This is a genomic window from Lysinibacillus sp. NPDC097287, assembly GCF_044761695.1.
Taxonomy (GTDB): domain Bacteria; phylum Bacillota; class Bacilli; order Bacillales_A; family Planococcaceae; genus Lysinibacillus.
This window is the reverse complement of the sequence record NZ_JBIWCX010000002.1, coordinates 20,641-44,697: the sequence shown is the minus strand read 5'-3', so window position 1 is coordinate 44,697 and position 24,057 is coordinate 20,641. Positions and strand designations below refer to the sequence as shown.

Below are 24,057 nucleotides of genomic sequence, written 5' to 3'. Positions count from 1 at the left end.
AAAACATTTTTCTCGAAAAATAAATAATATAGTAAAAAACAGCTACACAATTTCGTGTAGCTGTCACATTTTTCAAAGCAATTGATCGGCGTAAGCTTGGATAATTTTTGCAACTACTGGATGACGAACCACGTCACCCTGCTCTAAAATTTGGAAGTGTATATCTTTTACATATTTTAATGTACGTTCAGCGACAATTAAACCAGACTCTGTATTTTTCGGTAAGTCCATTTGCGTTTTATCACCTGTGATTACCATTTTTGAACCAAAGCCTAAACGTGTTAAGAACATTTTCATTTGCTGATGTGTTGTGTTTTGCGCTTCGTCCAAAATGACAAAAGCATCATCTAATGTTCGGCCACGCATATACGCTAAAGGTGCAATTTCAATTGTACCTCGTTCGATTAGACGTTGCGTTTGTTCTGACCCGTAAATGTCATTTAAAGCATCATATAAAGGACGTAAATACGGATCCACCTTCTCCTTTAAATCCCCAGGTAAAAAGCCTAGAGATTCGCCTGCTTCAACTGCAGGGCGGGTTAAGATAATACGTTTCACATGACCATTTTTCAAAGCTTGTGTTGCCATGACAACGGCTAGATATGTTTTCCCTGTACCAGCAGGACCAATAGCAAAAATAACGTCCCTGTGACGAATCGCCTGTATGTATTCCCGTTGACCGATTGTCTTCGCACGAATAGGTTTCCCTTTCGTTGTACGAGCAATCTCTTCATCGTATAGTTCTGCAAAATATTCAATAGTACCTTTTTGAGTCATTTCAACTGCTGTTGCTACATCACGTTGATCGATATTAATACCTTTACGAATTACCTTTAATAACGCGTGCAGAAGCTGTGTTACTTGTTCTTTCGCTTCTTCTTCACCAGTTAGCTGAATTTGTGCACCACGTGTAATGATTTGGACATGAAACGCTTCTTCAATTAATTTCAAGTTTGCATCGGAAATACCGAGTAGCATGATTGCTTCGTTTGGATTATCCACTTGTAATACAGTTAACTGTTCAGACATAATCATTCTCCTTGTAAGGCATGTATTGGACTTGCAATGTTTTCATTTACTAAAAATAGAACTTTCCCTTCAACTGTACCATCCCCCCACTTCAACTGCAAAAGGTTTTCTTTTTTAATGACACTTTTTGAAGGTAGTGAACGTATCATTTTTTCATGAAGTAATGGCAAGAGTAGCGAATCAATTTTCGATTCATCAAGCTCAACTTCCACTTTTTTTGTCTTTTGCTCTTCCACAATAGATACGTACGGATCAAGCCAATTTGGTAATTCTTTCTTTTGCACAGAATCCACTTCTTCGTGAATACCTGCAATTAATATACGCCAATTCTTTTCTTGCATCGTTTCCATGGTAATCTTAGTTGGCATTTTAAATGTACACTCAAGCCAATAATCTGCATACACTTCTCCTTCTGCCCCCACAAAGACTTTATCATTACCACTATCAATCACGCCAGATACTAGCACATCGCCGTCATAAGCCGTTTCATTAACCGATATCTTCCGTTCACCGTGTCTGATATTAAAATGCGTTATGACGCCACTTTTTGTAGCTACTAAATGGGTCGCTTGCTGTACATTTTTTTGTTCTGTTTGCTTCGGCGATTCTTGTGGTCGTAGCACAACACGACCACCATTTTTTTCAATATGCACCCACGCAAGGTCACGATGTTTTTCTAATAGTTCCTGCCGAATTAGTGCATTAGATGGTACATTTTTTCTAGACATGGGCGTTTCCAATTTAAAAGTCTTATGAAATGTTTTTTCTATTTGCTGTCGCAATTCTGGTGAATCCGCCTCAACATCAATGCGCCAAACCACCTGCGCACAGAGGAGTGGAATAATGACCATTATGATTAATCCAAGTATCGTCCAAAGTTGCGCACGAAAAACTTGCAGTTCATCTGCATAATGAACTGTCATTTTCAGTTTATACCGTTTTCGTGTTCTGCGAATCTTTGATAAATAAGCCATATTCGTTTCAAATGTTACCTCTTGATCACGAAACACGACATGCTTGAGTTCAATTTTTTGTCCATGTAATTCTTGTATAAAAGGATGAACATTTTCATGACGCTTTATACGTATGATAATCGGTCTATGATTCCATATCATTGTTCCTGTCCTCTTCCTGTCTAATTTTAATATGCATTTCTTTTAAGTCGACAACAGTTAGTTGAAGCATTTCATCTTTGATGGCATCTATTTCAACTGATTTTCCACGAATTGTAACTTTATAGTTTGCATATATAAATGAACACGACGATGCATCTGCATGTAGAAAACGATAGGGACCGATTATTTTTAATGTTTCATACTGTGACAATTCGATGAGTGGCGTTAACTGAAATAATTTTTTCATAAAAAAATGCCTCCTTCTTCGGCAATATATGCTACGAAAAAGGAGGACATGCTAGTTATTTTCTTTTTGCTTTTGGTGGACCTAATACTTCAGCCATTACAACTGCCTGCATAAGTGCTTGTTTAGAAGTTGGTAGTTCAAACGTCTGATTTGTAGACGTTACGTTCACTTCCTTCTTCCCAGATGCCATTCGCCCAAAGCTAGGACGGTCTGTTTTACGATTATGTGAATCTGTTGGAATTAGTGGAGGTGCCACATAGCTCGGCGTTTGTTCCGCTACTTCAATTTCAACAGGCTGCATACGCTCTTCGCGGATGTGCTTCCCGGGCTGTTTTTCTTGAATATCCCCTAAAAATCCACGTGCAAAATCTTCAAACGATTGTGTGTTTATCGTAGGACGCTGAGGTTTTCTCTCCTCTGTATTTGTGACAACAGGAGGTTGTTGCTTAGCGTCTTTATCAAACGATGGCATTTGCTTTTGTTCTTTATTTTTTGATTTACCGAAAAGAGAGCTGACTATGGCAATGATTATAAAAATTATTAATTGTTCCATTTGATAGTATTTGCTCCTTTCCGAATTTTACGATTGTGAATCATTTTTTTCTGGTTTATCTGTGCTAACCTTTGAAATAGAATCACGCATTGCAGTATCTGCTTGGATATTACGGTAATTCATATAATCCATGATACCAAGGTTACCAGAACGTAATGCCTCTGCCATTGCTTGTGGTACTTCAGCTTCAGCTTCTACTACTTTGGCCTTCATTTCTTGAACACGTGCAATCATTTCTTGCTCGTTAGCTACAGCCATTGCACGACGTTCTTCCGCTTTCGCTTGAGCAATGTTTTTATCCGCTTGTGCTTGCTCAATTTGAAGCTCGGCCCCAATGTTTTTGCCGATATCAACATCCGCGATATCAATCGATAAGATTTCGAATGCTGTACCAGAGTCTAAACCTTTTTTCAACACTGTTTGAGAGATCATATCAGGGTTTTCTAAAACGACTGTATGATGTGTAGCAGAACCAATTGTACTTACGATACCTTCACCTACACGTGCTACAATTGTTTCTTCACCAGCACCACCTACTAAACGTTCGATGTTCGCACGTACTGTAATACGTGCTTTCGCTTTTACTTCGATACCATTCATCGCCACACCTGCAATAAACGGTGTTTCAATCACTTTCGGGTTAACCGACATTTGTACGGCTTCTAATACGTCACGTCCAGCAAGATCGATTGCTGCACAACGTTCGAATGTTAGCTCAATGTTTGCACGGTGCGCTGCGATTAATGCGTTTACTACGCGGTCTACGTTACCACCTGCAAGGTAATGACTTTCCAACTGATTGATTGTTACTGGTAAACCAGCTTTATGTGCTTTAATTAACGGATTTACGATACGTGACGGAATTACACGACGTAAGCGCATCCCGATTAATGTGAAAATACTAACGCGGACACCTGCTGCAAGAGCAGAAATCCATAGTGCCACCGGTACAAAAGTGAAAAATACCGCAATGACAATGAATAATAATACAAGTCCGACTACTGGACCGATTAAAGCTAAATCAAAACCCATTTGTTATTCCTCCATCTCTTTGTCTGTTTGTCTAACCACGATGCGAGAGCCTTCTACTTTAATAATCTCAACATTCTTGCCTGCGTCGATATAACTACCTTCAGACACGATATCGATACGTTCATTGCCCAACTGCATCGTTCCTGCCGGGCGAAGAGGCGTTATCGACTTCCCTACTTTACCAAGTAAATCTGTACGATTGATGTTTGATACGTAACCTTCTTCTGTAGTTGTCGCATCTTTCAAGACAAGTTTGTTAAAAACATGCATCTTTTTTCCAAAAAATTTCATTAGGATCACCATCCCTATAATCGCTACAATGAACGCAATAAATATCGACATTATCATCTGCGACATATCCGCGCCAGCTAGTAGCAAACTCAGTAATACTAGAACGCCCCCTAAAATACCAACAATACCTCCAGGGACAAAAAACTCCGCAATGACAAGTGCCAAACCGGCGATAAATATTAACAGCGTTTCATAACCAGCAAAGCCAGCTACCATATGACCAAAGAAAAATAGGCCCAGTGACGATAACCCCATTATACCTGGAACACCAAATCCTGGCGAATACAATTCCATCACAAGCCCTAAGCTCGCAATCGACAGTAAAATTGGTACAATAATCGGATTGGTAATAAATCGAGCAAGTTTTTCTGAAAATGTTGGATCAACCGGTACGATATCGCTACCCTTTAGTTCTGTAGCCGCTAATAGCTCTTGAAAGTTTGAAACAGTACCTTCCGAATAACCAACTTCAAGTGCTTCCGATGCAGATAATGTTAAAAGATTATCGCCGCCAGCTCTAAATTCAGGAAGATCCATACTTGTATCCGCCATTGCTAGAGCGTACTTCGGATCGCGACCAGATGTCTCAGCTGCGGCCTTCATTTGTGCAAGCCATGCACTATTTGCCTTTAAATCTGCCGCATTTCCTGCTGAATCGATTACAGCAGCCGCTCCAATTGTGCCATTAGGAACCATGTAAATTTCGTCTGCATGCAAGGCCAAAAATGCTCCCGCAGAATGGGCATCTTTATTGATATACGCGATTGTGCGGATCGATGATTCATCCATAAGCATGGCGATATCACTTGCTGCATTAACGAAACCGCCCGGCGTATGTATGTCAAGTATGATGGCTTCTGCATAATTATCCTCTGCCTCTTTAAAAGCTCGTTCTAAAAATGCGTGAAGTCCTCGTTCCACCTCATCATGAATTGGTACGTGATAAACCTTACTACTTGCGAAAGCTGTAGTCATTGGAAATGCTAATAAAAAAGCCATCCACACCACTAGCAAATAGCTGATGATTCTCCTTTTCCGCATCTTTTTCCCTCCCTTCTAAAAATACTTCTCAATTGTTATACGGACAACTTCGTAAAAAGTTTCATGTAATCTCATTTTTTTATTATATATAAAAAAACGAATGAAGTCGTCAACGACTTCATTCGGCTTTTTTCGTATGTAGCGCAAACTTGAGCCTCAATGCAAAATACCTAGTATAAATCGCAAACGCGATTTATACTAGGTATATCATTGTCTGCTCAGTGAATCATAAAATTGCGTGTTATGAACGTAGGGATTTTTTAATGGGAAATTAAATTACCACTTACGTTTACGTGCAGCTTCTGATTTCTTTTTACGTTTAACGCTAGGTTTTTCGTAGAACTCGCGCTTTCTAACTTCTTGAATTGTACCACTTTTTGATACAGTACGTTTGAAGCGGCGAAGAGCATCTTCAAGCGATTCGTTTTTGCGAACGACAGTTTTTGACATCTCTCTTTCCCTCCCTCCGAACACACGTCAACACAAACAAAGGTTATTTGCCTAATGCTGTGTACTAAAGAATTATACCGTAATGTCTAATAATGGTCAATAGAAATAATTAGAATTAATATTGAGAATCTGAAATTAATCCATTCATGATTGCAACGCCCGAACTTGCACCGATTCGAGTTGCACCAGCTTCAACCATTTTTTGCATATCTTCTAGGCTACGAACACCACCAGACGCTTTCACGCCTAGGTCTGGTCCAACCGTTTTACGCATTAATGCGATATCTTCTGCAGTGGCACCACCAGTAGAAAAACCAGTAGATGTTTTAACAAAATCCGCACCTGCTGCTACCGAAAGTTCACATGCTTTTACTTTTTCTTCATCAGTTAATAAGCAAGATTCGATAATCACTTTAACTATTGCACTACCTTTTGCCGCTTCAACAACAGCAGCGATATCAGCTTGTACTAGTTCATAGTTTTTATCTTTTAAAGCGCCGATATTAATAACCATATCCACTTCTTTTGCACCGTTTGCAATTGCATCTTTTGCTTCAAATGCTTTTACAGCTGGTGTATTAGCGCCAAGTGGGAAGCCAATAACCGTACAAACTAAAACTTCAGTGCCTTGTAATAGCTCACTACATAATTTTACCCAAGTCGGATTTACACAAACAGAGGCAAAACCAAATTCTTTTGCTTCAGCACAAAGTTTTTCAACTTGTTCTTTTGTTGCTTCTGCCTTTAATAAAGTGTGGTCAATCATTTTTGCATAATTTTTAGTCATGTGTAGTTCTCCTTTTAAATTCAAGTTGTACGTACCTCTCTGAAATAATACCATTTTTTCATCAGGTCGTCTAATATACTATGCACCAAAATGCAGAAAAAAAAGCATTGTCTATCGCTGGAATTCAACAAGACATGCTCTTTTATAGTATTGGAAACTCTTTTTCTGCTAATAGTTTTTTTGTATGCCCATGAATATATTGGACCGTTACTTTTGGATGTAAGCCACGATACAGCTGATAATAGAGCGCATCTATAACTAAACTTGCTTCAATTATTTCAGACGAAATATCTGTTAAATAACGCTCACCCTTTACATAACATTGAAGAATACGAAGATTATCATCATAGATAAAATCTGTAAACACTTCTACTTCTTCACTAGAGCCATTGTGAACCTCGTCATAAAAAGCCTCTATTGTACTTTTAAACTCACGTATAGATAATTCAAAGTCTAGTAAATTCATACGTAACAGCACGCGACTTTTTTCAACCGTAAAAGACTGAATACGATTTGGGTCAAAATTCCGAAAATCTTTAGCAGCCCCTACAACACCATCAGGAATAGCGACTTCAACAAAAGTTGTATTACGACTTGCACAGACTTCTTGGTCAGCAGCGTGTAAAATTAAGCGTGCAAAACGATGATTCATCCACACTACCCCTCTCTTTGTCCCACTTTGTGCAAAAAATCAGCAAGCCAATACTTAGCTTGCTGATTGTAACTATTTTTTATTCTGCAATAACTGTGTCTAACACGCGCACAAATTGTCCTTGTGAGAGCGGATATCCAGCTTTTGTAATTTTAACTTTAACTAGTTGTCCAATTAAGCTTTCTGGACCTTTAAAGGCAACTTTTAAATAGTTATCAGTATAACCAGTTAATATGCCAGTTTCTTCACTGCCTTCATGCGTAAATTCTTCTGGAATCACTTCTAATACTTCATCTTCAAAGCGAGATGCATACTCTTTTGCTAGTTGATCGTTTAATGAGATTAAACGGTGAACGCGCTCGTTTTTGATTTCCTCATCGATTTGGTCATCCATACGTGCAGCTGGTGTACCTGTACGTTGTGAGAATGGGAAGACATGTAATTCAGAAAACTTATGGTCACGAATAAAATTATATGTTTCCATAAACTCTTCTTCCGTCTCACCTGGGAAGCCAACGATTACGTCAGACGTAACCGCTAAATTCGGCAACGCTTCATGAAGTTTAGTTAAGCGTTCACCAAAGAACTCCATTGTGTATTTACGACGCATACGTTTTAACACTGTATCCGACCCCGATTGGATCGGAATGTGTAAATGGTTAACTACAATCTTTGACTCACGTAGCACATCAATTACTTCATCCGTTAATTGACTTGCTTCAATAGAAGAAATACGAAGACGTTTTAACCCTTTTACTTGCGCCTCTAAGTCTCGTAACAGCTGAGCTAAATTATAATCTTTTAAATCTTGACCGTAGCCACCTGTGTGAATACCTGTTAAGACGATTTCAAGATAACCTGCTTCTACTAATTGTTGCGCTTGATGAATAACTTCTTTCGGATCACGTGAACGCATTAATCCGCGCGCCCAAGGAATGATACAAAACGTACAGAAGTTATTACAACCTTCTTGAATTTTAAGTGAAGCACGTGTACGGTCTGTAAATGCTGGTACATCTAGCTCCTCGTACACACGGTTTTTCATAATATTACGAACGGCGTTAATTGGTTGGCGCTCGCTACGGTACTGCTCGATATAACCAAGCATTTTCGTACGATCTTGCGTCCCAACGACAACATCAACACCCGGAATCGCCATAATTTCAGCTGGTGATGTTTGTGCATAACAACCTGTTACACAAATAACAGCATCCGGATTTTGACGAACCGCACGACGAATTACTTGGCGTGATTTTTTATCGCCTGTATTCGTTACGGTACATGTATTAATAACATAAACGTCGGCTTGATGGTCAAACTCCGTACGTTCATATCCTTCTTCTTTAAACAGTTGCCAAATTGCCTCTGTTTCGTAATGGTTTACCTTACAGCCAAGTGTATGAAAAGCCACTTTTGACAAGGTTAAACACCTCTTTCATTCAAATTCATAAGATATTGCAGACAGTGCATAGAGTGGCGCTGTTTCTGCACGTAAAATTCTTGGTCCAAGTGACATTGTTTGTGCACCAGCTTGGATAAATGTATCCGCTTCCTTACGCGAAATACCTCCTTCTGGACCAAAGATAATTAGTACTGATTTCGACTTCTTATCATACACGTTTTTTAACTTCTCCGCAAACCTTGTGCGTTTTTCAGCCTTTGCATCTTCTTCATCAGCGATAAAAACAGCATCATAATTCTCTAGTAACTGAACAAGTCGTTTAAAGCTAACAGGTTCATAAATTTCCGGAATATGCGTACGATGCGACTGTTCTGCTGCTTCTTTTGCTATTTTTTGAAGACGCTCCTGCTTTTTCGCACCTTTTTTGGCATCCCACTTCACAATTGAACGCTCTGCCTCAAAAGGTAGTAGTGCAAACATGCCAAGCTCTGTTGCCTTTTGCGTAATAAGTTCTAACTTATCACCCTTTGGTAATCCACATGCTACAGTGACGTTAATCGGTAACTCTGGCGAAGGAATAGTACTTTCTGTTGCTTGCACAAGCACATCATCACCATCGAACGCAGTAATTTTACAAATATGTGCTGTATTCTGCGCTACAACAACGATTTCCTCGCCTTCTTTCATACGCATGACACGGGCAATATGACGGGCATCCTCACCAGTAATACGTGCCTCTTCAATCGCAGTTTCAATGAAATAACGTTGCATTTTCAGTGCCTCCTATACATTAGAAAAGTGCAAAAGCGCCCGCTCACCCCGCGTCGGCAAAAACGCCACATCCTGTGGCATTGCCGACATGACTCACATCGTATGAGCCTCAAGCACTGGAGAAATTGAAGTGAAGGCGCTCTTTTAAGTCTTCACCTGAGATTTCGAAGTGACCTCGTGGGGGTGGCGCTTTAGCCTAGACAAAGATAAAAGAAAACGCCAATCGTGAATAAGTCAAGACTCCTCACGATTTGGCGCTTCTAAGTCAACTTATAGTGGACGACGGGCAATAATCGCAACCCAATCTTCCATCATTAATACTTCTTCAATGACAAAGCCAGAAGCTTCTAACGCTACTTTCACATCTTCGCGTTTTGCACCGATGATGCCTGAAGTGACATACAATCCACCTGGTTTCACAATTGTGAATGCGTCGTCAGTGAATGACATAATAATTTCTGCTAAAATGTTAGCCACAACTACATCTGCTGGTTCTTTTACAGTATCTAATAAGTTACCATGGAAAACTGAAACAGTGTCAGATACTTTATTTAGCTCGACGTTTTCTTTTGCAGAACGCACTGCAACCTCATCTAAATCAAGGGCGTGCACACTTTTAGCACCAAGCATCGCTGCACCAATTGAAAGAACACCCGAACCTGTACCAATATCAACGACTGTATCTCCTGGTTGCACGACTTTTTCAAGCCCTTGCAAACACATAACTGTCGTAGGATGCGTACCAGTACCAAAAGCCATACCAGGGTCTAACTCGATGATTAATTCATCTGTAGCAACTGGTGTGTAGTCTTCCCAAGTTGGTACAATTGTGAAACGTTCAGAAATTTTCACAGGGTGGTAATATTGCTTCCACGCTGTCGCCCAATCTTCTTCGTTCACTTCAACGATAGATACAACATTATCTCCGATATCGATGTTGAAGTTCGTCAAATTGGTAATAGCTGCTTTAATTTCTTCAACTGTTTCATTTAAAAAGCTAGACTCTGATAAGTAAGCTTTCACAATAACGCCTGCTTGAGGGAAATCAGCTTCATTTAGCGCATAAATTTCGCCAAACTGATCTTCGCGTGGCTTCGCATATTCAGCCGAATCTTCAATCACGACACCACTTGCACCTGCTTCATGCAAAATATTCGAAATTGCTTCAACCGCTTCATTTGTTGTATGAATGGATAATTCTGACCACTTCACGTAGGTATTCAGCTCCTCTAATTATTCACCTTGGAATTTTTTCTTGATTTTATCGAACAGTGAGCTTCCTTGTTCTTCTGGAATATCGCCACTAATTTCCGCGAATTCGCGTAGTAATTGTCTTTGTTTTTCCGTTAATTTTTCTGGTGTCATAACTTTAACAGTAACGTATTGGTTACCTGTACCGTAGCCATGTACGTTTTTCACACCTTTATCTTTTAGACGGAATTGTGCACCTGATTGTGTACCAGCTGGGATACGTAGTTTCACTTTACCGTGAACAGTTGGCACTTCTATTTCATCCCCAAGAGCCGCTTGTGGGAATGTTAATCTTAAATCGTAGTAAATATCGTCGCCGTCACGTTCAAACTCATTATGTCCTTGAACGCGGAACATGATGTATAAGTCCCCGGCCGGTCCACCATTAACACCTGGTTCACCTTGACCAGATACACGGATTTGTTGACCATCATCTACACCAGCAGGAATCGTAACTTTAATTTTTTTACGTTTTTGTACTTTTCCATCACCGCGACATGTCGAACATTTACTCTTAATAATTTTACCTGACCCTTGACATGTTGAACATGTACGACGGTTCATCATGCGACCAAATGGTGTATCCACCGCTTGGTTCACTTGACCAGCACCGCTACATGTCGAACATGTTTCAGCTTTCGTACCAGGACTAGCACCTGAACCGTGACACGTATCACACGTTTCGTCTTTTGGAATTTCGATTTCTGTTTCTTTCCCAAAAATCGCTTCCTCAAATTTAATGTTCATGCGGTATTGTAAATCGTCACCTTTACGTGGTGCATTTGGATCTTGACGACGTCCACCACCGCCAAAGAATGAACTGAAAATATCCTCGAAGCCACCAAAGCCGCCGCCATTGAAGCCGCCGCCGCCAAAGCCTGCATTTGGATCTTCATGGCCAAATTGGTCATAACGTGCCTTCTTCTGTTCGTCACTTAATACTTCATATGCTTCAGCGATTTCTTTGAATTTTACATCTGCTCCTGGATCTTTGTTGATATCAGGATGGTATTGTTTTGATAATTTACGGTATGCTTTTTTAATCTCGTCTTTAGAAGCTGATTTCGTTAAACCAAGCACCTCGTAATAATCACGTTTCTCCATGCTTCACACTCCGCTCTTTTTTGCATAAAATCTATTGTAACATGCAGTCTGAAAAACTGCCTTATTTTTTTGTTAATGGTAAAAAGAAAAGCCAAAGCCGCGTACGGTCTTTGGCTTTCTCTTAAAACGAGCTTATCTTATTTGTCGTCTTTTACTTCTTCAAAGTCAGCGTCTACGATACCGTCGTCTTTTTTGCCTGCGCCAGCATCTGGACCTGCTTCGCCACCTTGAGCCGCTTGTGCAGCAGCTGCAGCTTGTTCATAAACTTTCATAACTAGAGGTTGTAAAACACCTTCTAATTTTTCTTTAGCTGTTTTGATGCCTTCGATTTCGCCAGCTTCTAGAGCGGCTTTTAATTCGTCACGTGCATCTTCAACTGATTTTTTCTCATCTTCAGTAATTTGCTCACCTAGGTCAGTGATTGTTTTATCTACTTGGAATACTAATTGGTCAGCTTCGTTACGAAGTTCAACTTCTTCTTTACGTTTAGCATCTGCTTCTGCGTTTGCTTCAGCATCTTTTACCATACGTTCGATTTCTTCTTCAGTTAAACCTGAATCAGATTGAATAACGATAGTTTGCTCTTTTTGTGTACCAAGGTCTTTAGCTTTAACAGATACGATACCGTTTTTATCGATGTCGAAAGTAACTTCGATTTGTGGAATACCACGTGGTGCCGCAGGAATATCTGCTAATTGGAAGCGACCAAGAGTTTTGTTGTCCGCTGCCATTGGGCGTTCACCTTGTAATACGTGAATATCTACAGCTGGTTGGTTGTCAGCAGCAGTAGAGAACACTTGTGATTTAGATGTTGGGATTGTCGTGTTACGGTCGATTAACTTCGTGAACACGCCGCCCATTGTTTCAATACCAAGTGATAATGGTGTTACGTCAAGAAGTACTACGTCTTTTACGTCACCAGTTAATACGCCACCTTGTACAGCAGCACCCATTGCTACAACTTCGTCTGGGTTTACGCCACGGTGAGGCTCTTTACCAGTTTCTTTACGTACAGCTTCTTGTACTGCAGGAATACGAGTTGAACCACCAACTAAGATTACTTGGTCAAGTTCTGAAGCAGAAAGACCTGCATCTTGTAATGCTTGACGTACTGGACCAACTGTACGGTTTACTAAGTCTAAAGTGATTTCATCAAATTTAGCACGAGTTAAAGTTACTTCTAAGTGAAGTGGACCTTCAGCGCCAGCAGTTATGAATGGTAATGAAATTTGAGTAGAAGTTACACCTGATAAATCTTTTTTCGCTTTTTCAGCTGCATCTTTAAGGCGTTGCATTGCCATTTTGTCTTTAGAAAGGTCAATACCGTTATCTTTTTTGAATTCAGCTACAAGGTATTCGATTACAGCGTCATCGAAGTCATCTCCACCAAGTTTGTTGTCACCAGCAGTTGCTAGTACTTCAAATACACCATCACCTAATTCAAGGATAGAAACGTCGAATGTACCACCACCAAGGTCGAATACTAATACTTTTTGATCTTGATCTTGTTTGTCTAAACCATAAGCAAGTGCTGCAGCTGTTGGTTCGTTGATAATACGTTCTACTTCAAGACCTGCGATTTTACCAGCATCTTTAGTAGCTTGACGTTGTGCATCGCTGAAGTAAGCAGGTACTGTAATAACAGCTTTTGTTACTTTTTCGCCAAGGTAATCTTCAGCATAACCTTTTAGGTATTGAAGAATCATTGCTGATACTTCTTGAGGTGTGTAGTCGTTGCCTTCTACAGTTACTTTTTCAGCAGTACCCATTTTAGATTTAATAGAGATAATCGTGTTTGGGTTCGTTACCGATTGACGTTTTGCCACTTCGCCTACTTGGCGTTCACCATTTTTGAATGCCACTACAGATGGTGTTGTACGGTTACCTTCTGGATTTGGAATTACTTTTGGTTCGCCACCTTCAAGTACAGATACACAAGAGTTTGTTGTTCCTAAGTCAATACCGATAATTTTGCTCATAGTAAAATTTCCTCCTAATAATTAAACGCTTAACTGCGCTATTGAAATTAATTTATTATGCTAATAGTCATTAAAACTATTCGTTCACAGATACCATTGAAGGACGTAATACGCGATCTTTTAAGATATAACCTTTTTGAAGCTCACGTACAACAACGCCTGTTTCTTTTTCACTATCTTGTTCTTGCATAACAGCTTGGTGGAAGTTTGGATCAAACGCTTCCCCTTCTGCTTTAATAACTTGTAAGCCTTCTTTTTCTGTCGCATCAACAAGTGAACGGTAAACCATTTCGATTCCTTTCACAATTGAAGCAGTTTCTTCAGAAGTTGCTTCTACTTGCAAAGCGCGCTCAAAATTATCTAATACCGGCAATAAATCCGATAATAATTTTTGTGCACGATATTTTTCAGCAGCTTCGCGGTCAAGTTGACTACGACGGCGCATATTATCAAAGTCTGCACGTAGGCGAAGGTGACGGTTTTCCTCATCATCTAACTTCGCTTGTAGCTCAGCAAGCTTTGCTTCATACTGCTCTTCAACAGTAAGTTCCACTTGTTCTGCTACTACAGTTTCTTCAGTTATTTCTTCATTTTCAACTTGTACATCTTCTTGTACAAGGTCTTTTTTTTCAGTTGTTTCAGTCACGTTTAAATCCTCCTCATTATCAATCACTACGATTAGTCCTTGTAAGGGCATTCGATAAATCCATGCGCATTACATCAAGTAAAGCAACTACACGCTTATAATCCATACGTGTTGGACCAATAATAGCAATTGCCCCTTGCTGATCTTCACCAATTGAATAAGTGGTAGTAATGACACTACAGTTTTCCATTTCCAACTGCCTGTTTTCCGAACCAATGCGAATATGAATACCCGACTCATTCGGATGGAAGAGCGACTGCACTTGGCTCGTCGTTTCCATTAAGTCCAATAACATACGGACTTTATTTAAATCGTGGAATTCCGGTTGGTTGAACATATTCGTTTTACCACCGTAAAAAATTTTGCTTTCTGGATTAGTCATTGTTGCGGAAACAAGCGAGTGGATGAAATCATCCGCTGACTGTACATGTCGCTGCAAGACTGCTAAAACTTCAGCTTCTAGCTTTACATGGATCTCTTCTAATGAAATACCTATTAAACGCTCATTTAAAACGTTAACCATCTTTTCAATATCAGAAGATGTAAAACCAGGTGGTAAGTTAAACATGCGATTTTCAACATGACCATTATTCGTCACGATAATTGCAACTGCTGTGTCGCTAGAGAGTGGTACGATAGAAAATCGTTTTACACGGTGCCTTTGTACATCTGGTCCAAGTAGAATCGATGTATAAGATGTCAGTTCTGATAATATATTGGCTGACTTTCGTATCACTTGCTCTACTTCTACTATACGATTATTAAAAATCGATTGGATTTGTTGAATATCCTGTGGATGAATGGTTTGAGGATTCAACAAATGATCAACATAAAATCTATACCCCTTGTCCGAAGGCACTCGACCAGAGGAAGTATGTGTTTTTTCTAAAAAGCCTAATTCCTCTAAATCCGCCATTTCGTTTCGAATAGTGGCTGGACTAAATGTGATCTCTTGTTTCTTTGAGATCTGGCGAGAACCTACCGGCTGTGCAGACTTTATGAAATCGTCTACGATTACTTGCAAAATCTGTAATTGCCGATTTGTTAGCATGATCATCACCTCTGTTAGCACTCAACTATGAGGAGTGCTAATACTATTAATAAGTTATCAAATACCTCATTTTATGTCAACGATATCGCTCAATCTTCTAATAAAAATTCTTGAAAAACTTCATTTCCGACAAAACGACCTTTTCGAGTAAGGCGAATCCCGTTTTGGTCTTCTTCTAGTAAGCCTCTTGCGACAAGCTTTTCAATCACTTTTCCGTAGCATACATACATCGGCTCACCGAATTTTTCTTCATATAGTATGTGCGAAACGCCGTCAGTTTTGCGCAATCCTAAAAACATTTGCTCTTCACGTTTTTCAGCGTCCGTTACTTCGTGTTTATGAACAATTGGTAATTCACCTATATCTAATGTATCCATATACTTTTTCAGTGGTCCATGATTTGAGTAGCGCACACCATTTAGATAACCATGCGCACCTGCGCCAAACCCTGCATATTCATCATTTTCCCAATAAATCTTATTATGAACCGAGGTAAAACCTTCCTGCGCAAAGTTACTAATTTCATATTGATGTAAGCCATGTGCCTCCATCTCTTTCATGAGCACATCATACATTTCTGCCTCTAAATCTTCTGTTGGCAATTTTAGCTTACCTTTTGAATACTGGTTATAAAAAATCGTTTTCGGTTCCACAATAAGTGAGTAAGCTGAGAAATGTGGTAGCCCCAATGCAAATGCTTTTTCTAAAGAATCTCGCCACTGCTCCATTGATTGTCCCGGTAAACCGTACATTAAATCGATGCTAATATTTTGAAAGCCGACTTCTTTCGCCAGCGCAATCGTTTCGTAAACATGTGCGTTACTGTGCGTACGCCCAATTTTTTTCAGCAAATCTTGGTCAAATGACTGCACACCCATACTTAATCGATTAACACCACCATCAAACAGTGCGCGCATTTTCGCTTCCGACAATTCATCGGGATTTGCCTCTGATGTAAATTCTTTCACACTATCCATAGGAATATACGTGCGAATTAACGTAAGCAATCTTGTCAATTGCTCAGGTGATAACGCTGTGGGTGTACCACCACCTAGAAAAATTGTTTCTATCTGAGTGAAGCTTTCTGGATACTTCTCTACAGTGAGCGCCATTTCCTTGCCCAATGCCTCTATATATTCATCCACCGGTTGATTTTTAAAATAAAATTTATTAAAGTCGCAATAATTGCAAATTTGATGACAAAAAGGAATATGAATGTAAACACCTCGCGCCATAACTATCCCTTCTTTCTAGCTCTTATATTTTTCATTCCTTCATTATAAACAAACACTTACTAGAACGCCATGAATCCTCTTAGACAATAAAAAAATCCGATTCCCCTCCTAGAAGGAAATCGAACCTTAGATCATTAAAAAGAAGTAAATTAATACAAAATAATTCCGGCCACCATACCTAAAAGCACAACTAAATACGCCTGAATTTTCCACCGAATAAGAAGCCATAAAAATATTGCCGCTATCAAAACATCCATCCCACTCTGAATCGTTTTGCTTACAATAGGATGGATAAAGGCAGCAGCTAAAATGCCAACAACTGCCGCATTTGCACCGACTATTGCTCCACGTAAACCCGCATTACGACTTAGAGTTAACCAAAATGGTAAGACACCCACAATGAGTAAAAATGCAGGTAGGAAAATAGCAATAGTAGCGACTATTGCGCCAGGAACACCACCAAGGACCATTCCAATATAAGAAGCAAACGTAAATAATGGCCCAGGTACTGCCTGTGTGATACCGTAACCAGTTAAAAAATCAGAAGAGCTCATTAATCCACTTTGTACAAACTGTGCCTCTAATAACGGCAAGACCACATGCCCTCCACCAAATACAAGCGCACCAGATACATAAAATTTTTCTATTAATGCTAGCCAGTCATGTTGGATAAGTGAACTAACCACCGGCAAGCCGATCAGTAAAATTACAAATAACGCTAATAAACTTGCACCTGTAGTTTTAGAAATGGGTAAAGTAGTACCAATTGAATCCTCATTCCCACTATTTTCTTTAAATAATTGAAAACCTACTAGTGAGGCTAAAGCAATAACCACTACTTGCGCAAATGGATTTGCCCATACGAATACCACAACCAGTGCTAATAAAGCTATCATAAAATGGCAAAAACTTGGAATTAACTTTTTCGACATATCCCAAATCGCTTGTGCAACAATCGCAACTGCCACTAATTTCAAGCCATGTATCCAACCCAGATCCATCTCGGTGTGCGCATAATAATACGCAAACATTATTAATAAGAGCACTGAAGGTAGCGTAAAACCTACAAATGAAACAACGCTCCCTAATATTCCGCCCCGTAATAGTCCAATCCCCATCCCAACCTGACTCGATGCAGGTCCAGGTAGAAATTGGCTTAAAGCTACCAAATTACTAAATTCCTTATCTGTTAACCACTTACGATTTTGAACATATTCGTTTTGAAAATACCCTAAATGTGCTGTCGGCCCCCCAAAGGATGTACAACCTAACTTAAAGGAAACAAGAAAAATCTCCAATAACTTTCGCAAATACTTCACTACTTTCTATGCTGTCTACAGCAATTCTACATTAATTTTTCATCGCCTACGATTAAATTATTGTTAAGATTGCTTATATCAAAGTGCAACCTCTAACCTTAAAAATCGTCCGAATTGTGAAATAACGACAAAAGAGGTGAATGATTTGAGAAAAGTAAGTTTTATGATCATTGGTCTAGTTTGCATTATATTCATAATAAGTGTACTAAAAAAGGATATTTGGGAAGTAAATGCGGAATTACTACAAGCTGAAATTCTATCAATTGGAAAAGACGTTGAAACAATCAATTTATTAGAAGTAACTCCCTTTGAATGGGATAAACTTTATTCATTTGAAGCATATACGCCAAAAGAGAGAGTCTATGCGACTATAGGTTATAAATGGGCACCTATTCAAGAAACCGTAAGTGAAGGAACGAATCAATTTGTTTTCTTAAAGGACGAGAAGGTTGTGTGCTATGTATTTGGATATCCTACTAATTAATGGCTATGGTATATTTTTCAAAAGTGAAAATACTACCAATGTTGCTACTGCTCTCCAGGTTGGGGATGATTTGACTTTCCGAGTAACGAAAAATGCGGACATAGTCATTCTTGAAAATTATTAGTGTTTGTTATTATACCCCTTAGCTCCTTTTGCTTTTTTATATTACATGAACGCTTTCTTCAAAATAATTTCCCGAACTTTAATTGTTCACTTTCCAATTTGAATTGACGGTCCAAGTTCTCTATCATCTGCCCCGATGGGTATTAAATAATATTTGTCTTCTGTTAAATAAAGTGCATCGAAACGATTTACCGAAAGGGCGTCCACTTCCTCATCCAATGTAAAACCTGAGTTCCAACGCCAGGTCTTCCCTGATGCTGTCTTAATTTTAAAAGATACCGTTTCAGACAATTTTTCCGCCAAATGATAATAAATCGTCGTAGAAATGGGCGTGGAAACTACTTTTGTCACTTTTACTTCATTACCGTTAGTTAGTGTTACCGTTTCATTTACTGAGATAATTTTTTTGTCTGCAAGTACTTTCTTTTGTGAAGCATCTACATGAAAATCCCATGGCTGATCAATCGGTTGTTCCAAATTCCACTTGTTATAGCTAATATCAAGTGTCAATGTATTTTCTTGCGGGAGCTCACTAACTTGAATACTGCTGTATATCGTATATTTTGATTTAAGTTGTTCAATGGACTGCCCTCTATTTCTTACCGTATAGTCCTGCCCATTAACAAGTACTTGTGGAAAGAAGAAGATTTGATGATCAAAACTTGTGCCGTCTTCTGGAACAAAGGTTGCATTGAGTAGTAGCTGATTATCATCGACAACGACTTCATTCAACGTTAATTTTCCGAAGTTGTTTTCAGTTGTATGTCCAACTTCTGTTTTATAGTCATCAAAATTCACAGCTGTCTTTTCGCCAATGATACCTTCCACAAAAGGGATTTTGGTAATCAGCACACCACCGACAATAAGTATACACATTGCTACAACGAACCATCTCTTCTGCAATTTCTTACGTACCCCAATTTCTATTGGCTTATCTTCAATTTGACGCGTATCACCGAACATCATGTACACCTCTTTTTTGATAAATAATATCTGCAAAATATTCTTATTATTTATTGTAGTGACAAACTGCACATTATATAACCAATCGAGCATTTCTACGTGGCAATCGTGCGCACCCTTCTTTCTTTCAAGAAAACCCCTAGCAAAATTCAAATTCCCATCATTTTTTAGCGTGGAAAAACACAGGAAAAATGCCGATTTTCCTTCTTATCACCAATCCTGTCACACAAAAATAAGGCTGCCCAAAAGTGAGTAAAATGCTCACTTAAGGACAACCTGTTCTTACGTATTTTGCAAAGGAGAAATTGCGCTCGTTTTTAACGTACGAATCATCGAGCCTCCTTTTATTCAAAAAATACACTTGGATATTCGACAACACCCGAAACATTGTCTAAGGCATGCTCTTCTAACGGCAATACCATGAATGCCTCATCAGGCACTTCGAATGGTGGCTTTATACCCCACAATGAAGCTTTCTTGAAGCCGAACTTCGGGTAATATTCTGGATGTCCCAAGACAACAACAGATTGGTAACCAAGTTCCTTTGCTTTGTGTAATGCTTCATGAATTAAACGCTTCCCTATTCCTTCGTTTTGATATTCAGGAAGAACTGAAACTGGTGCAAGAGCAAGCGACTCTACAGCATGTTCTTGATTTGCAATTTTCAATTTAGATAATAAAATGTGCCCAATTATTTCTTTTGTATCTTCGTGAACTGCAACTAAAGATAATTCTGGGATGAAAACTTCTGCTCTTCTAATTCTGGCTACTAGTTCATGTTCCTTATCATCGCTCATTTCCATACCTTTAAAGGCAGTCTCTACAACTTTTTCTGTCGTTGTGTAATCTTCAATATGTTCCTGTCTAATGGTAATATTCATAGTTGTCTCTCCTGAATTTTAGTGTTACAAGGGATGCAGTTGCACCCCTTTTACGCCAATTGTTGCTCAGCGAATTCACGATATAATGTATGTGTCTGGGTTAATTCTTGGTGAGTTCCTGTACCCGTCACTTGTCCTTTTTCTATAAAAATAATTTTGTCTGCATCGACAATGGTTGATAATCGATGGGCGATGACGAAAGTTGTGCGTCCTTCCATTAATCGTGATAATGCTTGCTGCACAACTCCCTCTGATTGGCTATCTAAGCTTGCTGTTGCTTCATCCATCATTAGGATTTTTGGATTTCGCAAAAATGCACGTGCAATCGCAATACGCTGTCTTTGTCCACCTGACAATTTGACACCACGCTCACCGACCTCTGTATTTAATCCTTCTGGGAATTCTTTAATAAACTGATCAGCATAAGCCATTTTGGCAACTTCCCATAGGCGTTCGTCAGAAATTTGGTCTGAGGCACTTAAACCATAACATAGATTTTCACGGATCGTACCAGCCATCATCGCACTTTCTTGAGATACATAACCGATTTGGCTGCGCCACGAGGCAAGCGACAACTGATTGATCGGTGTATCCCCAATATAAATATTACCTGAAGTAGGCTCATAAAATCGTTCAAGTAGGCCAAACATAGTCGTTTTACCACTACCACTCGGACCTGCAAATGCAATCATCTGCCCTGGCATTGCCTCAAATGAAACATTCTGCAATACAGTATTTTCATCATCATAACCGAATGACACTGCCTGTACTCGAATTGGTTTATTGGAAATATCCATTTCTACCCCTTCTTGCCCCTCTTCTACCGGTATATCTAATATCTCAATAATTCGCTCTGTAGCTCCTTTTGCTTTTTGTAGCTGAGTAAAAAACATAGCAAATGATGTAATCGGAAAAATTATTTGGAAAAGATACAATAAGAATGCGACAAGTGACCCAGTCGACATCGTTCCATTTGCAACTCGCATGCCTCCGTAACCAATTATCATTACAATTACAACCATGACTACTAAATACATAAGTGGTCCAATGAAAGCCGTAATTCTAGATTCCTTCAACCCATATTGCAATAATTTCTGAATACCAATTAACCCTTTTGTTTCTTCATTTTCTTCTGCAGTTGATGATTTCATCAAACGTATTTCACTTAAAGTTTGCTGAATTGCCCCTGAAAAATTCGCGGTTTCATCCTGCATTCCCTTCGAAACTTTCACCATTTGTCTCCCTAAAGGTGTCATCACTGCTACTACAATAGGAACTGCGATTAACATCATGAGGGTCATTTTCCAATCCATAATGAGTAAAATCGTAATTGCTCCAAAAATAGAGATAATACCCCCAATAAAACTTGGGAAATGATCTGAAATTAACTCTCTAACTATACTTGTATCGTTGACAATTCGGCTAACCGTTTCACCACTCGACCCCTTATCAAAATAACTTACAGGCAAACGGGTGATCTTTAGCCACATGCGATCCCGTAGCCGTGCCACCACTTTTTGACCAACTGAACTCAGTAAATACGTCCCAATTCCGCTAATGATCGCTTGTGCAATAAAGGCTACACCAATTCCAACGATTAAAGGAATGCTTAATGAAGACACAGAGAAGCCATCTACTAATTCCTTCGTTAAAATCGGAACAACCAACCCAGCAAGTGTCGTTATAACACTTGCTACTAAGCCCAGTGTTAGCGCAACCTTCGGAATTTTCGTTGACATAATCAGTTTTAGAAAAGGTTTTAAACTATTTTGTTGCTCCATAAACCAAACTCCAATCTTAGCGATATAGAGCAATTATAAGTAGTTAATAGAAGAAATGCACGAATGCGCCCCCAACTACCAGCAAAGAGCATAAAAAAAAGAGTCCTACTTGCAAAATGTCAGTTTCGTTACTAACATTTTCACAAAATAAAGAATCTCTCTTTATAAAACATATTAAAATTTCAAAATCAACTATCAAAATTCAGATAATTTTAAATGAAATAATTATTACGCATATATGATCTTAAGTAGTTATTCAATTTACAACCATTTTTCAGCCCAAGATTCCACCCCTAGAAGAGCAAGTCCTAAATCATGCCCTTTTCTCGTTAAGGAATACTCAGAACGTACAGGACGATCTGTAATGATGTTGCGCAAAATAATGCCACAATCTTCAAGCTCTTTCATCCGCTCAGTTAGTACGCGTTTACTTAATTCTGGAATCAAAGAACATATTTCACTAAATCTTTTTGGTTCCTCCATTAAAGAATGAATAATTAAACACATCCATTTTTTACCTATAATGTGATAAGCTACTTCAATTTTGTTGCAAACTACTTCACCCTTTTGCTTTTCATTCAATTCTAACGCCCCCTTTTTAAACGGATACTTTGTAATATGGTAATTTTTTATAACAAAGTAACTATTTCTTAAATCTTATCATAAGATTCTTTCTATTTAAAGTTACTAAAATAATTAAGTTCATATTATTGACACATTATAGTATTCAAGTTATAGTTGCACATATAGTTTACTTGTAAACCAAAAGTTACTTGTGTGCAAAAAGTTACTTAAGTGTTTCAATTTAGTGACGTCGAAATTGGAATTACTATCTTTTATGAATACGTTCATAAAAATTTAATTTGACCTTAAAGAAATTTCTTCAGTTCAAATTAAATGATAAATTGATAGGCAATTTTAATAAAACTCAATAGGGTTGTTGGGTACATAACAATTATGTATTGATAAAGGAGATACTAATTATGAAAAAACTTGATGGAAAAGTAGCAATTATTACAGGTGGCGCAGGCGGCATCGGTATGGGAATGGCAACTGCCTTTGTAAAAGAGGGAGCAACAGTTGTAATTGTGGACTTAAATGCAGAAGTAGGAAATGAAACTGTTAAGACATTACAAGCTTATCAACCAGAATCTATGTTCATCCAAGCAAACCTTGCTGAGCACGATAAACTAGGAAACATTGTAACGCAAGTTGTCGAGAGATACGGCAAACTAGATATTCTAGTAAATAATGCACATGCATCAAGAATGAACTCGATTGCTGATACAACACAAGCAGATTTCGATTTATCATTTAATACTGGATTCTATCCAACATTCTACTTAATGCAAGCTGCACTACCATATTTAAAAGAATCAAAAGGGAATATCATCAACTTCGCATCTGGCGCTGGCATTAACGGTGATGTTAACCAAGCTTCTTATGCAGTTGCAAAAGAAGCGATTCGTGGTATTACACGTGTGGCAGCAAATGAATTTGGTCCATTTGGCATCAACGTAAACATCATTGCACCAATCGCTAAATCACCAGGTATGATCCAATGGGCAGAAGAAAATCCAGAATATTACCAAGGAATGCTTTCTAAAATCCCTCTAAGAAGACTAGGTGAAGTTGAAGATGATATCGGTCGCGTTGCAGTATTCTTAGCAAGCGAAGATTCGGCTTATATTACGGGTCAAACAATCATGGTAGATGGCGGATCAGTTAAATTACGCTAATAACTCTTATAAAAGGATGCCCTTTTGTTAAAGGGCATCCAAATTATAAACAGTTATCTATCTCACAAAAAACTAGTATATGTAACAAGCACCATTTTGAATAATCAAAATGGTCAACAAATAAACATTGA

Annotated in this window: 24 protein-coding genes; 2 read left to right on the top strand and 22 right to left on the bottom strand. The window is 38.8% G+C overall.

Annotation, left to right across the window (positions count from 1 at the left end; all coding sequences use genetic code 11):
• Positions 1–72 precede the first annotated feature (72 nt).
• From ACIQ2D_RS03265 to chrA, 18 genes are all read right to left on the bottom strand, one after another.
• Entirely contained in the window at positions 73–1,029 is a 957-nt protein-coding gene (locus tag ACIQ2D_RS03265) for a PhoH family protein (protein WP_402859345.1), read from the bottom strand.
• Positions 1,030–1,031: 2 nt separating this feature from the next.
• Positions 1,032–2,144, bottom strand: a complete 1,113-nt coding sequence (locus ACIQ2D_RS03260) for a sporulation protein YqfD (RefSeq protein ID WP_402859342.1) — start codon at positions 2,142–2,144, stop codon at positions 1,032–1,034.
• The gene (locus ACIQ2D_RS03255) at positions 2,128–2,391 is read right to left on the bottom strand and encodes a hypothetical protein (protein WP_402859339.1); all 264 of its coding nucleotides are present in this window, start codon (positions 2,389–2,391) and stop codon (positions 2,128–2,130) included. The genes ACIQ2D_RS03260 and ACIQ2D_RS03255 overlap by 17 nt, the downstream gene beginning before the upstream one ends.
• Positions 2,392–2,446: 55 nt before the next feature.
• Positions 2,447–2,944, bottom strand: a complete 498-nt coding sequence (locus ACIQ2D_RS03250; protein WP_402859336.1) for a hypothetical protein — start codon at positions 2,942–2,944, stop codon at positions 2,447–2,449.
• A 27-nt stretch (positions 2,945–2,971) separates the two neighbouring features.
• Positions 2,972–3,976 (bottom strand): flotillin-like protein FloA, encoded by a 1,005-nt coding sequence (gene floA / locus ACIQ2D_RS03245; protein ID WP_402859333.1) that lies wholly within the window; start codon positions 3,974–3,976, stop codon positions 2,972–2,974.
• A gap of 3 nt (positions 3,977–3,979) precedes the next feature.
• A complete protein-coding gene (locus tag ACIQ2D_RS03240) occupies positions 3,980–5,308 on the bottom strand; it encodes an NfeD family protein (protein WP_402859330.1) in 1,329 nt (442 codons plus the stop codon).
• Between the two features lie 276 nt (positions 5,309–5,584).
• Positions 5,585–5,758: a 30S ribosomal protein S21 gene (gene rpsU / locus ACIQ2D_RS03235; protein ID WP_004227078.1), complete on the bottom strand. Its 174-nt coding sequence runs from the start codon at positions 5,756–5,758 to the stop codon at positions 5,585–5,587.
• A 115-nt stretch (positions 5,759–5,873) separates the two neighbouring features.
• Positions 5,874–6,545, bottom strand: coding sequence for a deoxyribose-phosphate aldolase (deoC, locus tag ACIQ2D_RS03230; RefSeq protein WP_402859327.1), 672 nt, complete (start codon positions 6,543–6,545; stop codon positions 5,874–5,876).
• Between the two features lie 142 nt (positions 6,546–6,687).
• Positions 6,688–7,197 carry a hypothetical protein gene (locus tag ACIQ2D_RS03225; RefSeq protein WP_402859324.1) on the bottom strand — a complete coding sequence of 170 codons (510 nt, stop codon included), beginning with the start codon at positions 7,195–7,197 and terminating at the stop codon, positions 6,688–6,690.
• A gap of 79 nt (positions 7,198–7,276) precedes the next feature.
• Positions 7,277–8,617 (bottom strand): tRNA (N(6)-L-threonylcarbamoyladenosine(37)-C(2))-methylthiotransferase MtaB, encoded by a 1,341-nt coding sequence (mtaB, locus tag ACIQ2D_RS03220; RefSeq protein ID WP_402859321.1) that lies wholly within the window; start codon positions 8,615–8,617, stop codon positions 7,277–7,279.
• 15 nt (positions 8,618–8,632) lie between these two features.
• On the bottom strand, positions 8,633–9,370 hold the full coding sequence (locus ACIQ2D_RS03215) for a 16S rRNA (uracil(1498)-N(3))-methyltransferase (protein WP_402859318.1): 738 nt from the start codon (positions 9,368–9,370) through the stop codon (positions 8,633–8,635).
• A gap of 270 nt (positions 9,371–9,640) precedes the next feature.
• On the bottom strand, positions 9,641–10,582 hold the full coding sequence (prmA, locus tag ACIQ2D_RS03210; RefSeq protein WP_402859315.1) for a 50S ribosomal protein L11 methyltransferase: 942 nt from the start codon (positions 10,580–10,582) through the stop codon (positions 9,641–9,643).
• A 21-nt stretch (positions 10,583–10,603) separates the two neighbouring features.
• On the bottom strand, positions 10,604–11,725 hold the full coding sequence (gene dnaJ, locus ACIQ2D_RS03205; RefSeq protein ID WP_402859312.1) for a molecular chaperone DnaJ: 1,122 nt from the start codon (positions 11,723–11,725) through the stop codon (positions 10,604–10,606).
• A gap of 137 nt (positions 11,726–11,862) precedes the next feature.
• The gene (gene dnaK, locus ACIQ2D_RS03200) at positions 11,863–13,704 is read right to left on the bottom strand and encodes a molecular chaperone DnaK (RefSeq protein WP_402859309.1); all 1,842 of its coding nucleotides are present in this window, start codon (positions 13,702–13,704) and stop codon (positions 11,863–11,865) included.
• A gap of 76 nt (positions 13,705–13,780) precedes the next feature.
• Complete coding sequence (gene grpE / locus ACIQ2D_RS03195) at positions 13,781–14,350, bottom strand: nucleotide exchange factor GrpE (protein WP_402859306.1); 570 nt, start codon at positions 14,348–14,350, stop codon at positions 13,781–13,783.
• Between the two features lie 19 nt (positions 14,351–14,369).
• Positions 14,370–15,401 carry a heat-inducible transcriptional repressor HrcA gene (gene hrcA, locus ACIQ2D_RS03190; protein WP_402859303.1) on the bottom strand — a complete coding sequence of 344 codons (1,032 nt, stop codon included), beginning with the start codon at positions 15,399–15,401 and terminating at the stop codon, positions 14,370–14,372.
• 89 nt (positions 15,402–15,490) lie between these two features.
• A complete protein-coding gene (gene hemW, locus ACIQ2D_RS03185) occupies positions 15,491–16,636 on the bottom strand; it encodes a radical SAM family heme chaperone HemW (protein WP_402859300.1) in 1,146 nt (381 codons plus the stop codon).
• Between the two features lie 149 nt (positions 16,637–16,785).
• Positions 16,786–17,946 (bottom strand): chromate efflux transporter, encoded by a 1,161-nt coding sequence (gene chrA, locus ACIQ2D_RS03180; RefSeq protein ID WP_402859297.1) that lies wholly within the window; start codon positions 17,944–17,946, stop codon positions 16,786–16,788.
• Positions 17,947–18,100: 154 nt separating this feature from the next.
• On the opposite strand from chrA, the gene ACIQ2D_RS03175 reads away from it, so the two are divergent.
• Positions 18,101–18,439 (top strand): hypothetical protein, encoded by a 339-nt coding sequence (locus tag ACIQ2D_RS03175; protein ID WP_402859294.1) that lies wholly within the window; start codon positions 18,101–18,103, stop codon positions 18,437–18,439.
• Between the two features lie 210 nt (positions 18,440–18,649).
• Here ACIQ2D_RS03175 and ACIQ2D_RS03170 read toward each other — a convergent pair whose 3' ends face one another.
• The 4 genes from ACIQ2D_RS03170 to ACIQ2D_RS03155 all read right to left on the bottom strand — a co-directional run bounded on the left by ACIQ2D_RS03170 (position 18,650) and on the right by ACIQ2D_RS03155 (position 22,769).
• On the bottom strand, positions 18,650–19,525 hold the full coding sequence (locus ACIQ2D_RS03170) for a DUF4179 domain-containing protein (protein ID WP_402859291.1): 876 nt from the start codon (positions 19,523–19,525) through the stop codon (positions 18,650–18,652).
• Positions 19,526–19,869: 344 nt separating this feature from the next.
• Complete coding sequence (locus tag ACIQ2D_RS03165; protein WP_402859288.1) at positions 19,870–20,406, bottom strand: GNAT family N-acetyltransferase; 537 nt, start codon at positions 20,404–20,406, stop codon at positions 19,870–19,872.
• A 50-nt stretch (positions 20,407–20,456) separates the two neighbouring features.
• Positions 20,457–22,187 carry an ABC transporter ATP-binding protein gene (locus ACIQ2D_RS03160; protein ID WP_402859284.1) on the bottom strand — a complete coding sequence of 577 codons (1,731 nt, stop codon included), beginning with the start codon at positions 22,185–22,187 and terminating at the stop codon, positions 20,457–20,459.
• 261 nt (positions 22,188–22,448) lie between these two features.
• The gene (locus ACIQ2D_RS03155; RefSeq protein WP_402859281.1) at positions 22,449–22,769 is read right to left on the bottom strand and encodes a winged helix-turn-helix transcriptional regulator; all 321 of its coding nucleotides are present in this window, start codon (positions 22,767–22,769) and stop codon (positions 22,449–22,451) included.
• Between the two features lie 401 nt (positions 22,770–23,170).
• On the opposite strand from ACIQ2D_RS03155, the gene ACIQ2D_RS03150 reads away from it, so the two are divergent.
• The gene (locus ACIQ2D_RS03150) at positions 23,171–23,926 is read left to right on the top strand and encodes an SDR family NAD(P)-dependent oxidoreductase (protein ID WP_402859278.1); all 756 of its coding nucleotides are present in this window, start codon (positions 23,171–23,173) and stop codon (positions 23,924–23,926) included.
• The last annotated feature ends 131 nt before the right edge of the window (positions 23,927–24,057 follow it).

Bases quoted from the DNA above. Each gene is read 5' to 3' on its own strand.
- ACIQ2D_RS03265 (WP_402859345.1), bottom strand. From the start codon at position 1,029: ATGTCTGAACAGTTAACTGTATTACAAGTGGATAATCCAAACGAAGCA.
- ACIQ2D_RS03260 (WP_402859342.1), bottom strand. From the start codon at position 2,144: ATGATATGGAATCATAGACCGATTATCATACGTATAAAGCGTCATGAA.
- ACIQ2D_RS03255 (WP_402859339.1), bottom strand. From the start codon at position 2,391: ATGAAAAAATTATTTCAGTTAACGCCACTCATCGAATTGTCACAGTAT.
- ACIQ2D_RS03250 (WP_402859336.1), bottom strand. From the start codon at position 2,944: ATGGAACAATTAATAATTTTTATAATCATTGCCATAGTCAGCTCTCTT.
- floA (WP_402859333.1), bottom strand. From the start codon at position 3,976: ATGGGTTTTGATTTAGCTTTAATCGGTCCAGTAGTCGGACTTGTATTA.
- ACIQ2D_RS03240 (WP_402859330.1), bottom strand. From the start codon at position 5,308: ATGCGGAAAAGGAGAATCATCAGCTATTTGCTAGTGGTGTGGATGGCT.
- rpsU (WP_004227078.1), bottom strand. From the start codon at position 5,758: ATGTCAAAAACTGTCGTTCGCAAAAACGAATCGCTTGAAGATGCTCTT.
- deoC (WP_402859327.1), bottom strand. From the start codon at position 6,545: ATGACTAAAAATTATGCAAAAATGATTGACCACACTTTATTAAAGGCA.
- ACIQ2D_RS03225 (WP_402859324.1), bottom strand. From the start codon at position 7,197: ATGAATCATCGTTTTGCACGCTTAATTTTACACGCTGCTGACCAAGAA.
- ACIQ2D_RS03215 (WP_402859318.1), bottom strand. From the start codon at position 9,370: ATGCAACGTTATTTCATTGAAACTGCGATTGAAGAGGCACGTATTACT.
- dnaJ (WP_402859312.1), bottom strand. From the start codon at position 11,725: ATGGAGAAACGTGATTATTACGAGGTGCTTGGTTTAACGAAATCAGCT.
- dnaK (WP_402859309.1), bottom strand. From the start codon at position 13,704: ATGAGCAAAATTATCGGTATTGACTTAGGAACAACAAACTCTTGTGTA.
- hrcA (WP_402859303.1), bottom strand. From the start codon at position 15,401: ATGCTAACAAATCGGCAATTACAGATTTTGCAAGTAATCGTAGACGAT.
- hemW (WP_402859300.1), bottom strand. From the start codon at position 16,636: ATGGCGCGAGGTGTTTACATTCATATTCCTTTTTGTCATCAAATTTGC.
- ACIQ2D_RS03170 (WP_402859291.1), bottom strand. From the start codon at position 19,525: ATGTTCGGTGATACGCGTCAAATTGAAGATAAGCCAATAGAAATTGGG.
- ACIQ2D_RS03165 (WP_402859288.1), bottom strand. From the start codon at position 20,406: ATGAATATTACCATTAGACAGGAACATATTGAAGATTACACAACGACA.
- ACIQ2D_RS03160 (WP_402859284.1), bottom strand. From the start codon at position 22,187: ATGGAGCAACAAAATAGTTTAAAACCTTTTCTAAAACTGATTATGTCA.
- ACIQ2D_RS03150 (WP_402859278.1), top strand. From the start codon at position 23,171: ATGAAAAAACTTGATGGAAAAGTAGCAATTATTACAGGTGGCGCAGGC.